This window comes from Kineosphaera limosa NBRC 100340, assembly GCF_000298215.1.
Lineage (GTDB): Bacteria > Actinomycetota > Actinomycetes > Actinomycetales > Dermatophilaceae > Kineosphaera > Kineosphaera limosa.
Genome location: NZ_BAHD01000050.1, coordinates 20,545 through 36,819, shown reverse-complemented (window position 1 = coordinate 36,819; position 16,275 = coordinate 20,545). Strand labels below are relative to the sequence as shown.

Annotated in this window: 11 protein-coding genes; 6 read left to right on the top strand and 5 right to left on the bottom strand. The window is 69.0% G+C overall.

The window, feature by feature from the left end:
• Positions 1-44: 44 nt before the first annotated feature.
• The gene (locus KILIM_RS14050) at positions 45-1,628 is read right to left on the bottom strand and encodes a long-chain-fatty-acid--CoA ligase (RefSeq protein WP_006593378.1); all 1,584 of its coding nucleotides are present in this window, start codon (positions 1,626-1,628) and stop codon (positions 45-47) included.
• Positions 1,629-1,790: 162 nt separating this feature from the next.
• Here KILIM_RS14050 and KILIM_RS14045 point away from each other — a divergent pair, with 162 nt between their 5' ends.
• Both KILIM_RS14045 and KILIM_RS14040 read left to right on the top strand, forming a co-directional pair.
• Positions 1,791-3,011, top strand: a complete 1,221-nt coding sequence (locus KILIM_RS14045) for a PucR family transcriptional regulator (protein ID WP_006593377.1) — start codon at positions 1,791-1,793, stop codon at positions 3,009-3,011.
• Positions 3,012-3,080: 69 nt separating this feature from the next.
• Positions 3,081-4,448, top strand: a complete 1,368-nt coding sequence (locus KILIM_RS14040) for an FAD-binding oxidoreductase (RefSeq protein WP_006593376.1) — start codon at positions 3,081-3,083, stop codon at positions 4,446-4,448.
• A 41-nt stretch (positions 4,449-4,489) separates the two neighbouring features.
• Here the strand turns inward: KILIM_RS14040 and KILIM_RS25355 are convergent, their stop codons facing one another.
• Complete coding sequence (locus KILIM_RS25355) at positions 4,490-5,524, bottom strand: maltose acetyltransferase domain-containing protein (protein ID WP_006593375.1); 1,035 nt, start codon at positions 5,522-5,524, stop codon at positions 4,490-4,492.
• Positions 5,525-5,601: 77 nt separating this feature from the next.
• Between KILIM_RS25355 and valS the strand changes: the two genes are divergently transcribed.
• The 4 genes from valS (at position 5,602) to KILIM_RS14020 (ending at position 13,260) form a co-directional block, all read left to right on the top strand.
• Entirely contained in the window at positions 5,602-8,316 is a 2,715-nt protein-coding gene (gene valS / locus KILIM_RS14030; protein WP_006593374.1) for a valine--tRNA ligase, read from the top strand.
• Between the two features lie 2,095 nt (positions 8,317-10,411).
• Positions 10,412-11,350: a Na+/H+ antiporter NhaA gene (locus tag KILIM_RS25065; RefSeq protein ID WP_006593372.1), complete on the top strand. Its 939-nt coding sequence runs from the start codon at positions 10,412-10,414 to the stop codon at positions 11,348-11,350.
• Positions 11,296-12,246 carry a Na+/H+ antiporter NhaA gene (locus KILIM_RS25060; RefSeq protein ID WP_006593371.1) on the top strand — a complete coding sequence of 317 codons (951 nt, stop codon included), beginning with the start codon at positions 11,296-11,298 and terminating at the stop codon, positions 12,244-12,246. Before KILIM_RS25065 ends, KILIM_RS25060 begins: the two co-directional genes overlap by 55 nt.
• Before the next feature lie 36 nt (positions 12,247-12,282).
• The gene (locus KILIM_RS14020) at positions 12,283-13,260 is read left to right on the top strand and encodes an AF_0692 family protein (protein ID WP_006593370.1); all 978 of its coding nucleotides are present in this window, start codon (positions 12,283-12,285) and stop codon (positions 13,258-13,260) included.
• Between the two features lie 6 nt (positions 13,261-13,266).
• On the opposite strand, the gene KILIM_RS14015 is transcribed toward KILIM_RS14020, so the two are convergent.
• The 3 genes from KILIM_RS14015 to KILIM_RS14005 form a co-directional block, all read right to left on the bottom strand.
• The gene (locus KILIM_RS14015) at positions 13,267-14,571 is read right to left on the bottom strand and encodes a HipA domain-containing protein (protein WP_006593369.1); all 1,305 of its coding nucleotides are present in this window, start codon (positions 14,569-14,571) and stop codon (positions 13,267-13,269) included.
• Positions 14,568-14,804 (bottom strand): helix-turn-helix domain-containing protein, encoded by a 237-nt coding sequence (locus KILIM_RS23355; RefSeq protein WP_255247660.1) that lies wholly within the window; start codon positions 14,802-14,804, stop codon positions 14,568-14,570. The genes KILIM_RS14015 and KILIM_RS23355 overlap by 4 nt, the downstream gene beginning before the upstream one ends.
• A gap of 163 nt (positions 14,805-14,967) precedes the next feature.
• Positions 14,968-16,206, bottom strand: coding sequence for a DUF418 domain-containing protein (locus tag KILIM_RS14005; protein ID WP_006593367.1), 1,239 nt, complete (start codon positions 16,204-16,206; stop codon positions 14,968-14,970).
• Positions 16,207-16,275 lie beyond the last annotated feature (69 nt).

The following is a 16,275-nucleotide window of genomic DNA, read 5'->3' as shown; positions in this document are numbered from 1 at the left end:
GGTCGGCCCCCGCAGCGGTCGGAGAACTGGTCGCGACGGACATGTCAGGCCTGCCCTTCGGTGGCGCTCAGCTCGCGCTTGAGGATCTTGCCGGTCGCCGTCATCGGCATCGACTCGACGACCTGGATGGTGCGCGGGTACTTGTAGCTGGCCATCTGCTCCTTGCCCCACGCCACGAGCTCGGCGGCGGACACGGTGGCGTTCGGCTTCAGAACGACGACGGCCTTGACCTCCTCGCCGTGCGACGGGTGCGGCACGCCGATGACGGCGGCCAGCGAGACGTCCTCGTGGGTCAGCAGGACCTCCTCGATCTCGCGCGGGTACACGTTGAAGCCACCGCGGATGATCAGGTCCTTGGCGCGGTCGACGATGTAGTACCAGCCGTCCTCGTCGCGCTTGGCCAGGTCGCCGGTGCGGAACCAGCCCTCGTCGGTGAGCACCTCGGCGGTCGCCTCGTCGCGGCCGTAATAGCCCTTGAAGATGTTGTGACCGCGCACCGCGATCTCGCCGATCGCGTCGGCGGTCCACTCGATCTCGTCCCACGACCCGGCCGCGACGAGCTTGAGCTCCACGCCGTTGACGGAGGCGCCGATCGAGCCGGGCCGTGCGGGAGCGCCGAACGGCTTGAAGGCTGCGACGGGAGAAGTCTCCGACAGGCCGTAGCCCTCGGCGATGATGACGCCGAAGCGCGCCTCGAACTGGCGGTGGATCTCGACCGGCAGCGCCGATCCTCCCGAGACGGCGGTCCGCAGCCGCGCAGCGATCGCGGCGACGTCGACATCCTCGGTGAGCGCGCTGAGCAGGGCCCAGTACATCGTCGGCACACCGGCGAAGAAGGTGACCTGCTCGTTGAGCATGATCGCCAGCGCGGCGGCCGGCTCGAAGCGAGGCAGCATGACGATCGTGCCGCCGTTGGCGAGGCCGCCGTTCTGGATGACGGTCTGGCCGAAGGAGTGGAAGAGCGGCAGAACGCACAGGTAGGTGTCCGGGTTGTCGGGGTCGGACCCGAACAGGGACTCGCTGAGCAGGGCGTTGTCGCGCATGTTGCGGTGCCGCAGTTCGGCGCCCTTGGGTCGCCCGGTCGTGCCCGAGGTGTAGAGGATGACGGCTGTGTCGTCCTCGTCGGTGACGACGGTCTCGAAGGTCGCGGGCTGACCGGCGAGGGCGCCGGCGAACGTCTGCGCCCCCTCGATCGGCGAGGCCGCGGCCGGGTCGGCGGTGATCAGGAAGAAGTCGCGCACGGAGTCGACCGACTCGAACGCCGTGAAGGCTTCGCGCCCCATCGGCATCTCCGGCGTGCCCTGGAAGGCGAAGAGCGCGACGCAATCCGAGTCCTGCAGGTGGTAAGCGATCTCGCCGGACTTCAGCAGCACGTTGAGCGGAACGACGGTGGCGCCGGCCTTGAGGATGCCGTTGTAGATGATCGTGAACCAGGGCAGGTTGGGGCAGAGCAGGGCGATCTTGTCGCCGGGCTGCACACCGCGCGAGACGAGCAGGTTGGCCACCTGGTTCGCCGCCCCATTCACCTGCGCATACGACAGACGGGTGTCGCCGAGAACGATGGCGGTCCGCTCGGGATAGCGGCGGGTGGAGTCCTCTAGCAGGGATGCGAGGTTGTACGCGGTCATGATGGTGGTCCTCTCCTAACGTGGCATCGGGCTCCGTTGCTGCGATGCCTCTTCGCTCTGGCACAAGTCTGGTGCGGCCGGCGCGCGTAGTCTTTGGCCCCCGGACGCGCGTTCAGGCGCCTCTCATTGTGCGCGTGCACAGTCGTCGCTAGATTTGCATCCATGACGGAGGTCAGCGACGGCCCTCCCGCCAAGCCCGCGCTGGCCCCGGAGGTCGCGATCCTCGCGCGCCACTTGCTCCCCGATTCGGAGGTGCTCGGTCGCCGAGTCGCGGATCGGATCCGCGCCGAGGTCTCGTTCTACCGGCAGGCCTCCATCGTCACGCGGACAGAACTCGATCAGTCGTGCGCCGAGAACGTGCGGCACATCCTGGGGCGGCTGGCCGGCGAACCCGTCCCCGGCAACGACCGCGCCCGGGAGACCGGAGTGCGGCGGTCGGTGCAGGGGGTGCCCAATGCCGCCGTGCTGGCCGCCTTCCGGATCGGGGCCCGGATGATCTGGGAGTTCATGGTCGAGCGAGCCGACCCCGCGTTGGGTGACGTGCTGCTGCGCGCCACGGCCGACATCTGGGCGGTCAGCGACGACCTGTCGGCGACCGTCACCGAGGCCTACCAGGACGCCGCTGCGGAGCGCTCCCGCCGCGACCGACACGTGCGGGCGACGCTCGTCAAGGGGCTCTTCGACGGGGACCGGACCGTCGCCGGTCACCACCTCGAGGGAGCCGCCGCCCTAGGTTTCGGTCGCGGCGCCGGTTTCGTCGTGGTCTCGGCGGACTGCCCCGAGCCCGGCGTCGAGACTCTGCCCGACGTCGGGCGCGCGTTGGAGCGTCGCGGGGTGACGTCGGTCTGGCAACTCGAGGGACACCACCAGGACGGCCTGGTCGAACTGCGGGTCGGGTTCGACGTGCAGCACCTGTGCGAGCGGCTCGCCGAGCTGGCCGAGGCGCGGGTAGGCCTGAGCGCCGTGTTCGCGCAGGTCGCTCGCACACCTGCGGCCCGTCATCAGTCGCGCCTGGCCGCCGAGGCCGGTGCGCCGGGGTCGCGTGACCTGGTCCGTTACGACGACCAACCCCTGGCGGTGCTGCTTGCGAGCGCGCCGCAGGAGGCGCGGCTGCTCGTCGACACGTGCCTGGGCCCGGTCTTCGAACTGGCCCCGGCCGACCGCGACCCGCTGCTGCAGACGGTGCTCAGCTGGCTAACCAATGCCGGCTCCACAACCGCGGTGGCCGGCGAACTCTTCCTGCACCGCAACACGGTCCGCTACCGCCTGCGGCGCCTGGAACAGCTGGTGGGTGCTGACCTGGCCAACCCCGTCGACGCCGCGCAGGTCTACCTCGCCCTCAAAGCCGCTCGCATCCACGGCCTCCTGCCCGATCCCGCCTGACCGACCCTCCCCTCCCCGACGCCACCCGTGAAGATGCGCGGGCGGGGGCGACCTGGGCAGGATGCCGTCATGACTCGGCCGAACAGACCTGACCTCCCGGACGTGCCGTGGATCGTCGACGCAGACGTGCGGGCCGGCTACGGAGTCGACGCCAGTTTCGGGGCGCAGGCGCCGACGGACTTCGAGGTCGTGCGGGCCCGCGACGAGGCGGATGTCGTGGAGGTGCTGCGCTATGCGGCGGCCACCGGCACCCCGATCGTCCCGCAGGGTGGGCGCACCGGCCTCGTCGGCGGCGCCACCGCAACGCCTGGGGCGATCGTGCTGAGCACCCTGGGCCTGAACGACATCGTGGACGTCGACCCGGTGCAGGGGCTGGCCGTCGCGGGGCCGGGCGTCATCGTCGAGGAGTTCAAGAAGGCGTGCGCCGCAGAAGAGCTGTTCTACCCGCCCGACCCGGCCTCGGCAGCCTCGTGCACGCTCGGCGGCAATGTCGCGACCAACGCGGGTGGGCTGTGCTGCGTGAAGTACGGCGTGACCGCCGACTACATCGCGGGGCTGCGGGTCGTGCTCCCCGGCGGGGCGGTGATGACGACCGGCCGCCGGACCGCAAAGAACAGTGTGGGGCCAGACCTGACGGGGCTCCTCGTGGGCTCGGAGGGGACCATCGGTGTCATCATGCAGGTCGTCACCAAGGTGATCCCCGCCCCCGACCCGGCCCTCACGGCGCTCGGCACGTTCCCCACCCTGACCGCGGCAGCGGAGGCGATCGTCGCGTTGCGCCGCGACCCGCACCCACCGTGCCTGTTGGAGTTTCTCGACGAGGCCTCGATCGCGGCGATCCAATCCCTGGCCGACTACGGCTTTCCGCAGGGGTGCGCGGCCGCGCTGCTCGTGCAGGCCGACCGCCCCGGCCACGTCACGCAAGACCTCGCCCGATACGCCGCGATGCTCACGCAGGCGGGGGCCGACGAGGTGGCCGTCGCCGATGACGCCCAGGAGGCCGACGCTCTGCTCGCGGGGCGGCGCGCGCTGCACGTGGCGCTGGAGGCCCAGGGTCCGCAACTCATCGAGGACATGTGCGTGCCGATCCGCGCTCTGCCCCAGCTGGTGACCCGCGGCCGGGAGATCACCGCGGCCCACGGCATCGAGGTCACGATGTCCGGGCACGGGGGCGACGGCAACCTGCATCCGAGCCTGGGCGTGGACCCGCGCGACCCCGATCAGGTGGAGCGCGGCTGGCGGGCCTTCGGCGAGATGGTCGACCTCGCCCTCGAACTCGGCGGCACGCTCTCCGGGGAACACGGCGTCGGGCGACTCAAGGCGCCCTTCCTGCGGCGCCAGTTCGACAACGCCCAGCTGCAGCGGCTGCGCGCCATCAAGGCGGTCTTCGACCCGGCGGGGCTGATGAACCCCGGCGCCTCCTACTCCGCGCCCTGACGCACCCTGACGCTACGCGAACGCCCTGCAGTGGCTTGGGGTCAGGGTTCGAGCAGGGCGGTGCGCCCGAACATCTGCGCTGCCGCTCGCGCGCTCGGCGTCCCGGCGTCCACGTCGGCGCCGGCGGCGAGCAGCAGCCGGGCAATCGCGTCCTCCCCCTTGAAGAACGCCCCGGCCAGGATCGACTGGTCGCGGGCGTTGCGGGCATCGACGTCGGCGCCGCGGGCGAGCAGCAGCCGCACGGTCTGCTCGCTACCGGCGTACGCGGCGAGCATGAGCAGCGTGTTGCCCTCGTGGTCGCGTGCCTCGACCGGCAACCCGTGGTCGAGAAACTCGCCGAGTTCGTCGGCCGCGTCGTCGCGCGCCAGGTCGCCGGCCATCGCGACGACCCGCTCGGCCTGCTCCGGAGACAGCCCGACCGGCCCCGGCGGCACCTGCGCCTCCGACTGCACCTGCGCCTCCGACTGCGGCTGCCGTGACTGCGGCTGGGTGTCCGACTCCGGCTCGGGCGCGGTCAGGGTTTTCAGCACTCGCGCCGGGTTGCCGGCGGCGAGCACACCGGCGGGCAGGTCCTTGGTGACGACCGCGCCCGCCCCGACCACGGTGTCGGCGCCGATGGTGACTCCGGGACAGACGATGACACCGCCGCCGAGCCACACGTTGTCGCCGATGGTGATCGGGGCCTGCGCCTCCCACTTCTCACGCCGGGGCCCCGGCTCCAGCGGATGGGTGGGGGTCAGCAGTTGCACGTTGGGGCCGATCTGCACGTCGTCGCCGATCGTGATGCGCCCGACGTCGAGCGCGACCAGACCCATGTTGGCGAAGCTGCGGGCACCGAACTGCAGGTTGGCGCCGTAGTCGACGGCCAGCGGCGGGAGGATCTCGCTGCCCTCGCCGAACGCTCCGAGCAGCTCGGCCAGCAGCGCGTGCCGCTCGTCGGTGGCGTCCGGATCCATCGAGTTGATCCGATGGGTCAGACTCCGGGCCCGCTGCGCCAGCACCGCCAGTTCGGGGTCGTCCGCGATGTACAGCTCCCCGGCGAGCATCCGGTCCTTCATCGAGCGCGCGTCATCCATCGGGCCACCCTACGAAGGACCGGGCACTCCAGTACGTCGAGGCCGAGCATCGGCGGGCGTCTGGGAGAATGCGAGCCATGAATTCCCCGCTGTCCGCAACCCAGGCGCCCACCGAGCCGCGCGCCGCCACCTCGACGCCCGCGATCCCGGATCGCCCCAGCGTCGACGGCCTCGAGGACAAGTGGGCGCCGGTATGGCAGGAGCAGGGCACCTACTCCTTCGACCGCGAGCGGGCGCTGAGCCTGCCGCGTGAGCAGGTGTACGCCATCGACACTCCCCCGCCGACCGCCAGCGGCAGCCTGCACGTGGGGCACGTCTTCAGTTACACCCACACCGACTGCATCGCGCGATACAAGCGGATGCGCGGGCTCGAGGTGTTCTACCCGATGGGGTGGGACGACAACGGGCTGCCGACCGAGCGCCGGGTGCAGAACTACTACGGCGTGCGCGGCGACACGCAGGCCGCGTACATCGAGGGGTACGAGCCGCCGCAACGTGGTGGCGAGGGCAAGTCGGTCAAGGCCGCCGACCAGCAGCCGATCAGCCGGCGCAACTTCATCGACCTGTGTCACGAGCTGACGACCGAAGACGAGAAGGCGTTCGAGGCGCTGTGGCGCCGGCTCGGGCTCTCGGTCGACTGGAGCGTGACCTACCAGACCATCGATCACCGCTCCCGGGCCGTGGCCCAGCAGGCGTTCCTGCGCAACCTCGCCCGCGGCGAGGCGTACCAGGCGCAGGCTCCCGGGCTGTGGGACGTCACCTTCCAGACCGCGGTCGCGCAGGCCGAGCTGGAGGCCCGCGACTACCCCGGGCACTACCACCGTGTCGCTTTCCACCAGCCCGACGGCGAGCCGGTGTACATCGAGACGACCCGCCCCGAGCTGCTCGCGAGCTGCGTCGCGCTCATCGCCCACCCCGACGACGAGCGCTACCAGGGCCTGTTCGGCACGACGGTGACCAGCCCGGTCTTCAACGTCGAGCTGCCCGTGCTCGCGCACTCGGCCGCGGAGATGGACAAGGGCGCCGGCATCGCGATGTGCTGCACCTTCGGTGACCTCACCGACGTGCAGTGGTGGCGTGAGCTGCAGCTGCCGACCCGCAGCCTGGTGACCCGCAACGGCCGCATGCAGGCCGAGACGCCCGACTGGCTGACCGACCCGGCGGCCCGGGAGTTCTACACGAGCAACGTCGCCGGCACCACGACCTTCACGGCCCGCAAGAACACCGTGGAGGCGCTGCGCGAGTCCGGTGACCTCGACGGGGAGCCGAAGGCGACCCAGCGCAAGGCGAACTTCTTCGAGAAGGGCGACAAGCCGCTGGAGATCGTCACGAGCCGCCAGTGGTACATCCGCAACGGTGGCCGCGATGTCGACCTGCGCGAGGCGCTCCTGGCCCGCGGCCGCGAGCTGGACTTTCACCCCGATTTCATGCGGGTGCGCTACGAGAACTGGGTCGGAGGCCTGGCCGGCGACTGGCTCATCAGCCGGCAGCGCTTCTTCGGCGTGGCGTTCCCCATCTGGTACCCGATCGACGCGGCCGGGGAGACCGACTACGAGCACCCGATCGTGCCCGACGAGGCGCTGCTGCCGATCGACCCGACGCTCGATGTGCCCGCCGGCTACACGCCGGAGCAGCGGGACCAGCCAGGCGGATTCACCGGCGACCCCGACATCATGGACACGTGGGCGACGTCGTCGCTGAGCCCGGAGATCACCGCGGGGTGGCCGGCCGGCGGCACCGGAGACCCGGAGCTGTTCGCGCACATCTTCCCGATGGACCTGCGCCCGCAGGGGCAGGACATCATCCGCACCTGGCTGTTCAGCACCGTCGTGCGCGCGCACCACGAGTTCGACTCGCTGCCGTGGGCACACGCGGCGATCAGCGGCTGGATCCTCGACCCGGACCGCAAGAAGATGTCCAAGTCCAAGGGCAACGCCGAAACCCCGGAGGGCATGCTGACCCAGCACGGCTCGGATGCCGTGCGCTACTGGGCGGCCGCCGCGCGCCTGGGTACCGACGCGGCCTTCGACACCGGGCAGATGAGGGTCGGTCGGCGGCTGGCGATGAAGATCCTCAACGCCAGCAAGTTCGTGCTGGGCTTCCCGGCCCCAAGCGAGGAGCAGGTCGAGCCGTGCGGGGCGACCAACTGCGACGGCGACATCTCGCAGGTCGTGAGGCACCCGCTGGACCGGGCGCTGCTGGCCGACCTGGCCGTGGTCGTCGAGCGCGCCACCAAGGGCTACGAGGCCTACGACCACACCCGCGCGCTGGAGGTCACCGAGACGTTCTTCTGGACGTTCTGCGACGACTACCTCGAGCTCGTCAAGGACCGCGCGTACGGTCGGGAGGGCGATGAGGCCGGTGCACTGTCCGCGCGTGCGACGCTGCGGCACGCCCTCGACGTGCTGCTGCGGCTCTTCGCGCCGTTCGTGCCGTACGCCACCGAGGAGGTCTGGTCGTGGTGGCGCACGGGTTCGGTGCACCGCGCGCCCTGGCCGGCGGCCGACGAGGCCCGGGCCGGCGTCGACGCCGATTCGTCGGGGCAGACGCTAGCGGCCGTCGGTGCCGCGCTGGCCGGCATCCGGCGCGCCAAGTCCGACGCCAAGCTCGGCATGCGCGCCGTCGTGCAGTCGGTGACGCTCGCCGGACCGGAGGCAGCCCTGGCGGCCATCCGCGCGTGCGCCGACGACCTGTCCGCCGCCGGGCGCATCGAGACCATCACCTACGCCGACGCCGACCAGGTGCAGATCCGCGACGCCGTCCTCCTGCCGCCCCCGCCCCGGGAGGGCTGACGCGTTCCACCCCGATACCGGACGTGACCGCGGGCGCCGACCTGGAGGTCATGAGGTCATGGGGGTGTCCGCGGCTCAGGGAACCGGCCAGCCTGCCTTCCCAAAGAGCCTGGGCAAACCATTGCCGCTACCAATCACCCGGCGTAGCATGTTGAACTAGAGGGATTCCGCGTCTAGGATTCGGGTGGCCAATTTGAGTTCCCTACGAGCAGTCTTCGCCTGCACCACGGTCACTGTGACCCTCCTTGCAACCAACACTGTGGCTATGGCCGCCTGGTCGCCCCTCCCCCATTGAGTGACGGCGACCAGGCGGCAACCTCCAGAACTGCTGAACCCGGGCCGCCTCCCCCTAGTTCAGCCTCACTGGTAGACGTTACATCGCAAATGGAGGGCACCGAATCCCTACGCATTGCGATCGACGATGTTCGCCAACAGACCCCTGTCATCACGGGCGCGCACTGGGACAGCACGCGCAGAGCAATGGTCGTTGAGCTCTCCCCAGGGTCGACAAGCGAAGAGCGCGTCATGGCTCGCAAGGGCATCTTGGAACGCGCGGGCAACACGTCGAAATCAGTGATATTCGAAACAACAAAAGCAAACTCGGCGGCAGGAGAGGCGCTCGCCGAGTCAATCTGGAAGCGTGCCGTCGAGGCGGAAGGCAACCTCGCAGGACTAGCGGATGACGCATTCAATTCACGCGGCATCCTGGGCACATACTACGATGCTTCACGCGAGGCAGTCATCGTGGTGCGAGGCCGAGGCCCTATTCCAGGATCGGTACGCCAGCTAGTGGACAAAACCTCGGCGCGATCATCGGCGACGTCGCGAGTGCGGATGTCGCGAGTGCGGATCACGTACGAGGATGGCGAACTGCAAACGCAAAGATCGCGATTCGAACCCGGAGACCAGGCGCCCGGAGGGTCGAAATAGTCCCCGCCAGTGTGGGAATGTTCTGCAGCACTGGCTTCAGCTGGAAGCGAGCAGACGGCGAGAATTTCGGGAATCCCACCTACATACTATATAGCCTACGCCACACCTGGTGATCGAACCTCATGAGGTAACCGAGGCTATCGTGGCACCGTCCGACCCTTCCAAAAAGAGTACAGTGCGTACGCAGCGAAAGACGCGCCGATCACGACCCCAATAGCCATGTAGATCGCAGAGCGGGAGGAAGAAAGCAATATCAGTACAACCAGAAAGAAACCCAGGGCGGCAAGAACTCCCTGCATATTGCGCTGAGAGCGCGACGCTACGTTGGCCGTCAAGGCAGAACCTTCCAGTGGTGCGGTGACGGGACGCCAATGCAGCGCGGCTGGCAGAGTGGGAGGCTAGGAGCGCACTTAGCGATTTTCCCTGGCGAGCGATTAGATGGCACAGCCTGGAGGTCGGCGATCAGGAACATCTCCACCACACATTAGCCACATTAAGGGAAGTCAGAATCTTGCCACCAGCATCACGAGTTGCGATCTCCGAGAGGCCTAGCAAGCCTATACTGGCTCCGCGCACTTGAGAGCGCGATTAACCGCGGCAGGATCGCCGGAGATAACATCAGTCCTCGAGTAGCATTTTCCCTTGTACTCGAAATACCCGAGCGCCTGGCTGCACGTTTCGAGCGGCCGAAGCTTAATCTCCCTGAAGGCCGCCTTGCATTCACCTGGCTTGCAGATAGCGTTCGCCGGAGCAGTTATCCACTTCTTGGGTGCGCACACCCGGACAGTGCCAGCCGAAGTCGCGGTAACCGACAACTCAGAACCCGACTTGAAGTTGTGATTGCAGCGGATCGTATGCGTCGCAGACCCTGCTGTCAACGGCTCTCGCAACTTGTCCTCGCGACTGGCTTCTGCCCGGCTCCTATGTGGCGTCGGTCGCTGTGCGAGCGGGGAGGGTGGGGATGGCACGCAAGGCCGCCGCTCGGTGGCGACTGCCTACCTCCATGGCGGAAACACCATCTCGGCGCCACCCAGCCATCGCTCTCAGTGGACATGACCTTCGCCCCGCGCTGCGGTCAGCCGGGCAGCGTCTACGCTGGCCTACGCCCGCCCAAGCACCCCGCTTCGTGTGCGGACTCAGCCGTCTCCCAAGCCAAGGGGTCAGAGTGCCACAGGACCGTTCTCTGCTGGGCCGCCTACGCAGCGAGCCGGGGGCGGCGCTGCTGCTCGTCGTCGTCACGGTGGTGGCCCTCGCGTGGGCCAATTCGCCCTGGTCGCACAGCTATCACGAGCTGTGGGAGACACATCTCTCGGTGGCCCTGGGGTCGTTCGGGCTCGACCTGAGCCTGCATCACTGGGTCAACGACGGCCTCATGGTCATCTTCTTCTTCGTCGTCGGCCTGGAGGTGCGCCAGGAGTTGGCGGTCGGCTCGCTGCGGGACCGGCGTCGTGCCCTTGTGCCGCTCGTCGCCGGCTTCCTCGGCGTCGCTGTGCCGGCCGCGATCTACCTGGCGATCGCCGGCCGGGAGGCCGCCGCGGGCTGGGGCGCGGTCGTCGGCACCGACACCGCCTTCCTCCTGGGCGCCCTCGCGCTCGTGGGCCCCGCGATGTCGAACCAGCTGCGCATCTTCCTGCTGACCCTCACCGTCGTCGACGACTTCCTCGCCGTCTCGATCATCGGCGTCTTCTACACCGAAGACCTGCAGGTCTGGGCGCTGCTCGTGGCGCTGCTGGCCCTCGTCGCCCTATATCTACTGGGTCGCACCCGGCAGTGGCGCTCTTCCCCCTACGTCGCGATCGTCATCGTGCTGTGGCTGGCCACGCTGGAGTCGGGCATCCACCCCTCGATCGCCGGGATGGTCGCGGGCCTGCTGGTGCCCGCCTACGAGACGCACCGCAGCCACGTCGAAGACGCCCAATCGCGGTTCCGCGACTTCTGGCAGTCCCCGAGGCCGACGCCGCCCGCACGGTGCAGCGGGGCCTGGCGCGCTCGATCTCCATCAACGAGCGACTGCACGTCGCGCTGCGCGGCCCGTCGACGCTGTTCATCGTGCCGATCTTCGCCCTGGCGAACGCCGGCGTCGACCTGCGCGGCGACACCCTGAGCACCGCGATGACCTCCAGCGTCACGTGGGGCGTGATCGCGGGTTTGGTCATCGGCAAGCTGGTCGGCATCTCGCTCGGCACGTGGCTGGCCATCCGGATGCGGCTGGGTCGGCTGCCCGACGGCGTGGGCCCGGGCTCGATCGCAGGTGGCGCCGCCCTCTCCGGCATCGGCTTCACCGTCTCCCTGCTGGTCATCGGGCTGGCGTTCACCGACCAGCGGCTCATCGACGCCGCCACCGTCGGCGTGCTCATCGCCATGGTTCTAGCAGGCCTGCTCGGCTGGGGCATCTTCTACCTGGCGCGGGTGCGCTGGGGTGAGGAGTCCGCCGACCTGCCGGTGACGCTCGTACCGCCGGTCGACCCGGAGCTCGACCACGTCTTCGGTCCCCAGGACGCACAGTGCACCGTCGTGGAGTACTTCGACTACGAGTGCCCGTTCTGCTCGAGCACCACGGGCATCGGCCAGGACCTGCTCGACCACTTCGGCGACCGGGTGCGCTTCGTCGCCCGACACCTGCCGGTGCGCGACATGCATCCGCACGCCGAGCGCGCCGCCGTCGTCTCCGAGGCCGCAGCCCGGCAGGGCAAGTTCTTCAAAATGCACATCAAGCTGTTCGAGAACCAGCACGACCTGTCGGAGGAGACCTACCGCCGGCTCGCGGCCGAGCTGGGCCTGGACCTGGAGCAGTTCGAGGCCGACCTGGCCGACGAGAGCCTCGTCGAGCTCGTCGCCCTGCACGAGCAGAGCGCCCTGGCCAGCGGCGCCCGCGGCACCCCCACGTTCTTCCTCAACGGCTCGCGCCACATCGGCCCCCACGACGCGCGCACGATCATCGCCGCCATGGAAGCCAAGGTCGCCACCGCGGAGGAGCGCCCGGCCCGCCGGCGCTCATAGCGAACCCGACTGTGCCTCGTCCGTAGGCTGGCGGTCATGAGCACCACGGTTCGGGGCGGAGCCCTGGCTCAGATTCTTGCGCTGCTCGTGCTGTGCGCGGTCGGTGCGGAATTGCTCACCGCCTACGCCGCGACGACCGGCAACCCCGCGCGAGTCGCCTTCGAGGTGGTCTTCTTCGCCGCCCTGTACGGCGCGCCGGCGCTCGTGGTCCGCGACGTCGTGCGCCGGAGGGGGTGGGGTTGGCCGAGCCTGCTCCTGCTATTCGCCGCGCTCGGGGTGACCCAGGCGGCGCTCATCGACCAGTCGCTCTTCAGCGTCGACTACCAGGGCTACGAGGGCTGGGAGCAGACGCGTTCCGCAACCCTCGTCCCGGCGCTCGGGGTCAGCGCCTTCAACGTCTTCAACTTCTTCGTCGGGCACGTGATCTTCAGCTTCGGAGCCCCGATGGCCGTCGCCGAGGCCTGGGCACCGGCCCGGGCCGACCGCCCCTGGCTCGGCCGGCTCGGCCGGGTCGTCGCACTCGCGGCCTACCTGGCCACCGCGGCCCTCATCGTCTCCGACGCGCAGTCACGGTCGGGAAGCCCGACGCAACTGGCGACGTCGGCCGTGGTCGTCGCGCTGCTGGTCATCGCGGCGGTCGGGTGGGGGCGCCGGGGTCGCCCACAGTCCGACGATCGGCGCCCGCTGCGGGCGCGCTCCGCCTTCCTTGTCGCATTCCTGGCCGCCGCAGTCATCGCGGTGTGCCCCGAAACCTGGGTGGGCGTCAGCGTCGCCTCGACGACGACAGCCCTGCTCGCCGGGTGGCTGCTGTGGATCTCGCGGCGACGATCGGTCGGCCTGCGGGCGATCGCCGCGGTCGGCCTGGCGTTCCTGGTGGTCCGCGGGCTACTCGCGTTCACCTATTTTCCGCTCGCCGGTGACGTGGCGGCAGGCCCGAAGTACGCCCACAACGTGGTCATGATGCTGGTCGTCGTCCTCGCCGGCGCGCTCGCGCTGCGGCGGCGGACCACCTGACACTCGTCAGTGGCGCCTACTGCGAGCCGCACGGGGCAGAGTCGGCTGACGCAAGTGCCGCAATTTGGAGATCGCGTCCACGATCGAAAGGGCGCTTGGGCGGAACTCCACGGGCACCTGTCCCGCCGCCTCGGCGAGGGCGGGAATCAGCCCCGTGCGGATGCGCTCCACTCGAGAATGCGCCTCATCAGCTCCGAGGCCCAAAGCGGCGCCGGCCCCAATCCAGTCGTCCGCGGTCATATCGCGCGGCTCCCACGATGCCCCGATCTTCATGGACGCACGCAGGCCCTCACCTGGCCCAAGGTAAGGCGCGTACGACGCAGCGTCGTACAAGGGAGCTAGCGCCACACGGGAACCGCGCAGCAGAAGCGAGTAGTTCTTGGCGTGCGCGTCCGTACCGCCCACGAGCACATTGAAGGCCAGTTGCTCGAAGAACGAGGTGGCCACCGGATCCCGGTAGGGGCGGCTCAAAGACCGGAGAAATCGTGCGATCTCTTTGACGCTAGGTCCGCCGTCTTCCTGGTATTTCTGCTCGGGCCGGTAGCTCATGGCCTGCAAAAGGTCCTCCTGATGCAATCGCAGCCACGTCCCGCTCGCGGTCTGGCCGCGGTCGTATCGCGTCACAACCAGGACTCGCGCCCAACCCATCGTTGCGAGTTCGGCTGTCGACGCGCTGATCCCCAGCAAATTGGCCGCTTGCAGGCAAATGCCCTCGTTGACGTGCAGGTCGTCGAATCGAGTTCCGGCTCGAGTCGGCTTGAGGATGTGTGTCGTGGGCATCGAACCGTGGGGCACGGCCCAGCCCCCGTCCGATAAGCGATGCAGCGCCACCTTGTTCTGCGCACCCGCAAGGCTCCATCGCCCAGAAGTGGCACCGACCTCCCAACCGGAATCTCCCGCCGTCAGTTTCTCCATCATGCGCACGAGTTCGTCGTCATCCAGTCGCGGTGCAGTACCAGACCGATGTGCTGCATCGGGAGGCGGTACGCCTCCGGCCAACACCTGAACAGCCCCCGCAGCATCGCGCCCGACATGGCGCAACAGCGCGAAGGGGTTGCGTGCGGATACCCCGAATCTGCGCCCCCACTCGGCACGAACCTCGGCGTTGTCCGGCAGCAGACCCTCCAGCCAAGCCGACACAACCCGATGCTTGTGCTGGCCGACCGCGAGGGGCATGGACAGCGACAATGGCGTCGCATCCGGTGTTCGTGAGTACTCCTCGTCGTATCGGAATGCCAAGGCCCCACCGGAGGCTTGGCTCAGTTGTCCGGCGATCTCACCATCAAGGTAGACCGCAAGGACCGACGTCATCGGTCGACCCTGAAGTAGTGCTCGAAGGGATCGTCAGCCTGTGCCGATCGCTCGGGAGCAATGGCGACCTCGATCCCCAGACCGAGAGCGACAATCACATCGAGAACCTTCTGGACCTCCGCCCGCGGATGCTGTCCCGCCTCCAGGCGCGAGAGCCACGGCCGGGAGACCCCGGCACGTTCGCTCAATTCGGACTGGCTTAGGCCCAATTCGTGCCTCCGGGCACGTAACACAGTCCCAAGCTCTCTGATCGAATCCACGCCGGCCTTCCTGTCGCCGTACCGCTACACCTCGACGATGTAACGGTACCGCGACATCCCAAATTGTTGCCGTTCGACGACAAAGAGACCCGCCGACCACGGCGAGGTGGCATCGGCGCTCCACTAAGCGCTCGGCCTACTGCGGCGAAGGCCCGTAGGTGAGTCGGCGCAGCACCACCTCGGCGGGCCCGCGGCGCCCGGTGCGGGCCAGCCAGGTGGCGAAGACCAGCAGGGCGAGCCAGGTGAGCACGGCGACGAGGACGGCTCCGGCGGAGCTGAGCCACCCACCGACGCCGAGCCCCCAGGCGCACAGCAGCGGGGCGAAGATCACGGACTGGCCGAGGTAGCAGGTCAAGGAGCGTCGCCCGACCTCGACGACCGGCTGGAGCACCGCCGGGGTCGTGCGTAGACGATCGGCGAGGAGTCCGAACACCGCGACGTAGCCCAGGCCGCACGGCAGGCCGGTGCACAACGCGATCATCATGACGGCGTACCAGGAGTCCTGCGACCAGCCGAGCAGCCCCAGGTAGCCGGCGGCGGCGTAGGCTCCACCGGCCCAGCCGATCGTGATGCCGACGATGGCGGTCGTCCAGAGCAGCGGCCGGTGCCGATGTGGCTCCTCGAGCACCTGCGAGCTAGCCGCGACCATGCCCAGCAGAATGCACACGGGCACGATCGGCAACAGCAACCCTTGAGCGAGGGCGACCGAGGCCCACATGCCGAGCCGCTCGGTGATGGTGGCGAGGTAGTCGGGGTTGCCGTTGACGGCCAGCGTCGAAGCCCAGATCGCCCAGCCAGGGGGCGACCCGCCCGCCTCGGCAGGCACATGGCCGGCATCGGTCGCCCAGGCACCGAAGACCGCCAGGGCCGTGAGCGCGCCCAACGCCAGCAGGCCGAGGCTCGCCCACACGAGGACCGTCACCGTCCGCCGCGCGAAGAAGAGGAAGACGAGCACGAGACCGGCCAACCCGTAGGCGCTGACGACATCGCCGAAGAACAGCAGCGCGGCGTGCGCCGCGCCGATCGCGATCATCGCCCAGTGGCGACGACGCAACATGCGTCGCACCCGCCGCTCCGGTACGCCCCGGGCCCTCCGGCTCCGGGCGAACTGCACCATGCCGTAGCCGAAGAGGAACGCGAACATCGGGTACACGCGGAAGTCGACGGCCACGATCGTCACGACCGCGGCGATCCTGTCCGGACCGCCCTCCCCCGCTGGGTGCACGGTCGAGTCCGAGGGTCGTGAGCCCCACAGGTACCAGGGGATGTTCGCCACCGCGATGAGCAGCAGCATCACGCCCCGCGCAAGATCGGGGGCCAGAGCTCGGTGCGCGGTCGTTGCTGCGGTGCGCAGGTCGGTCGCCGAGTCACTCACATTTCCCACCGTACGTGGAGACTGCCGGCCAGACAGCTGCGAATACCCGTATCCGGAGGCCGGTTCCGA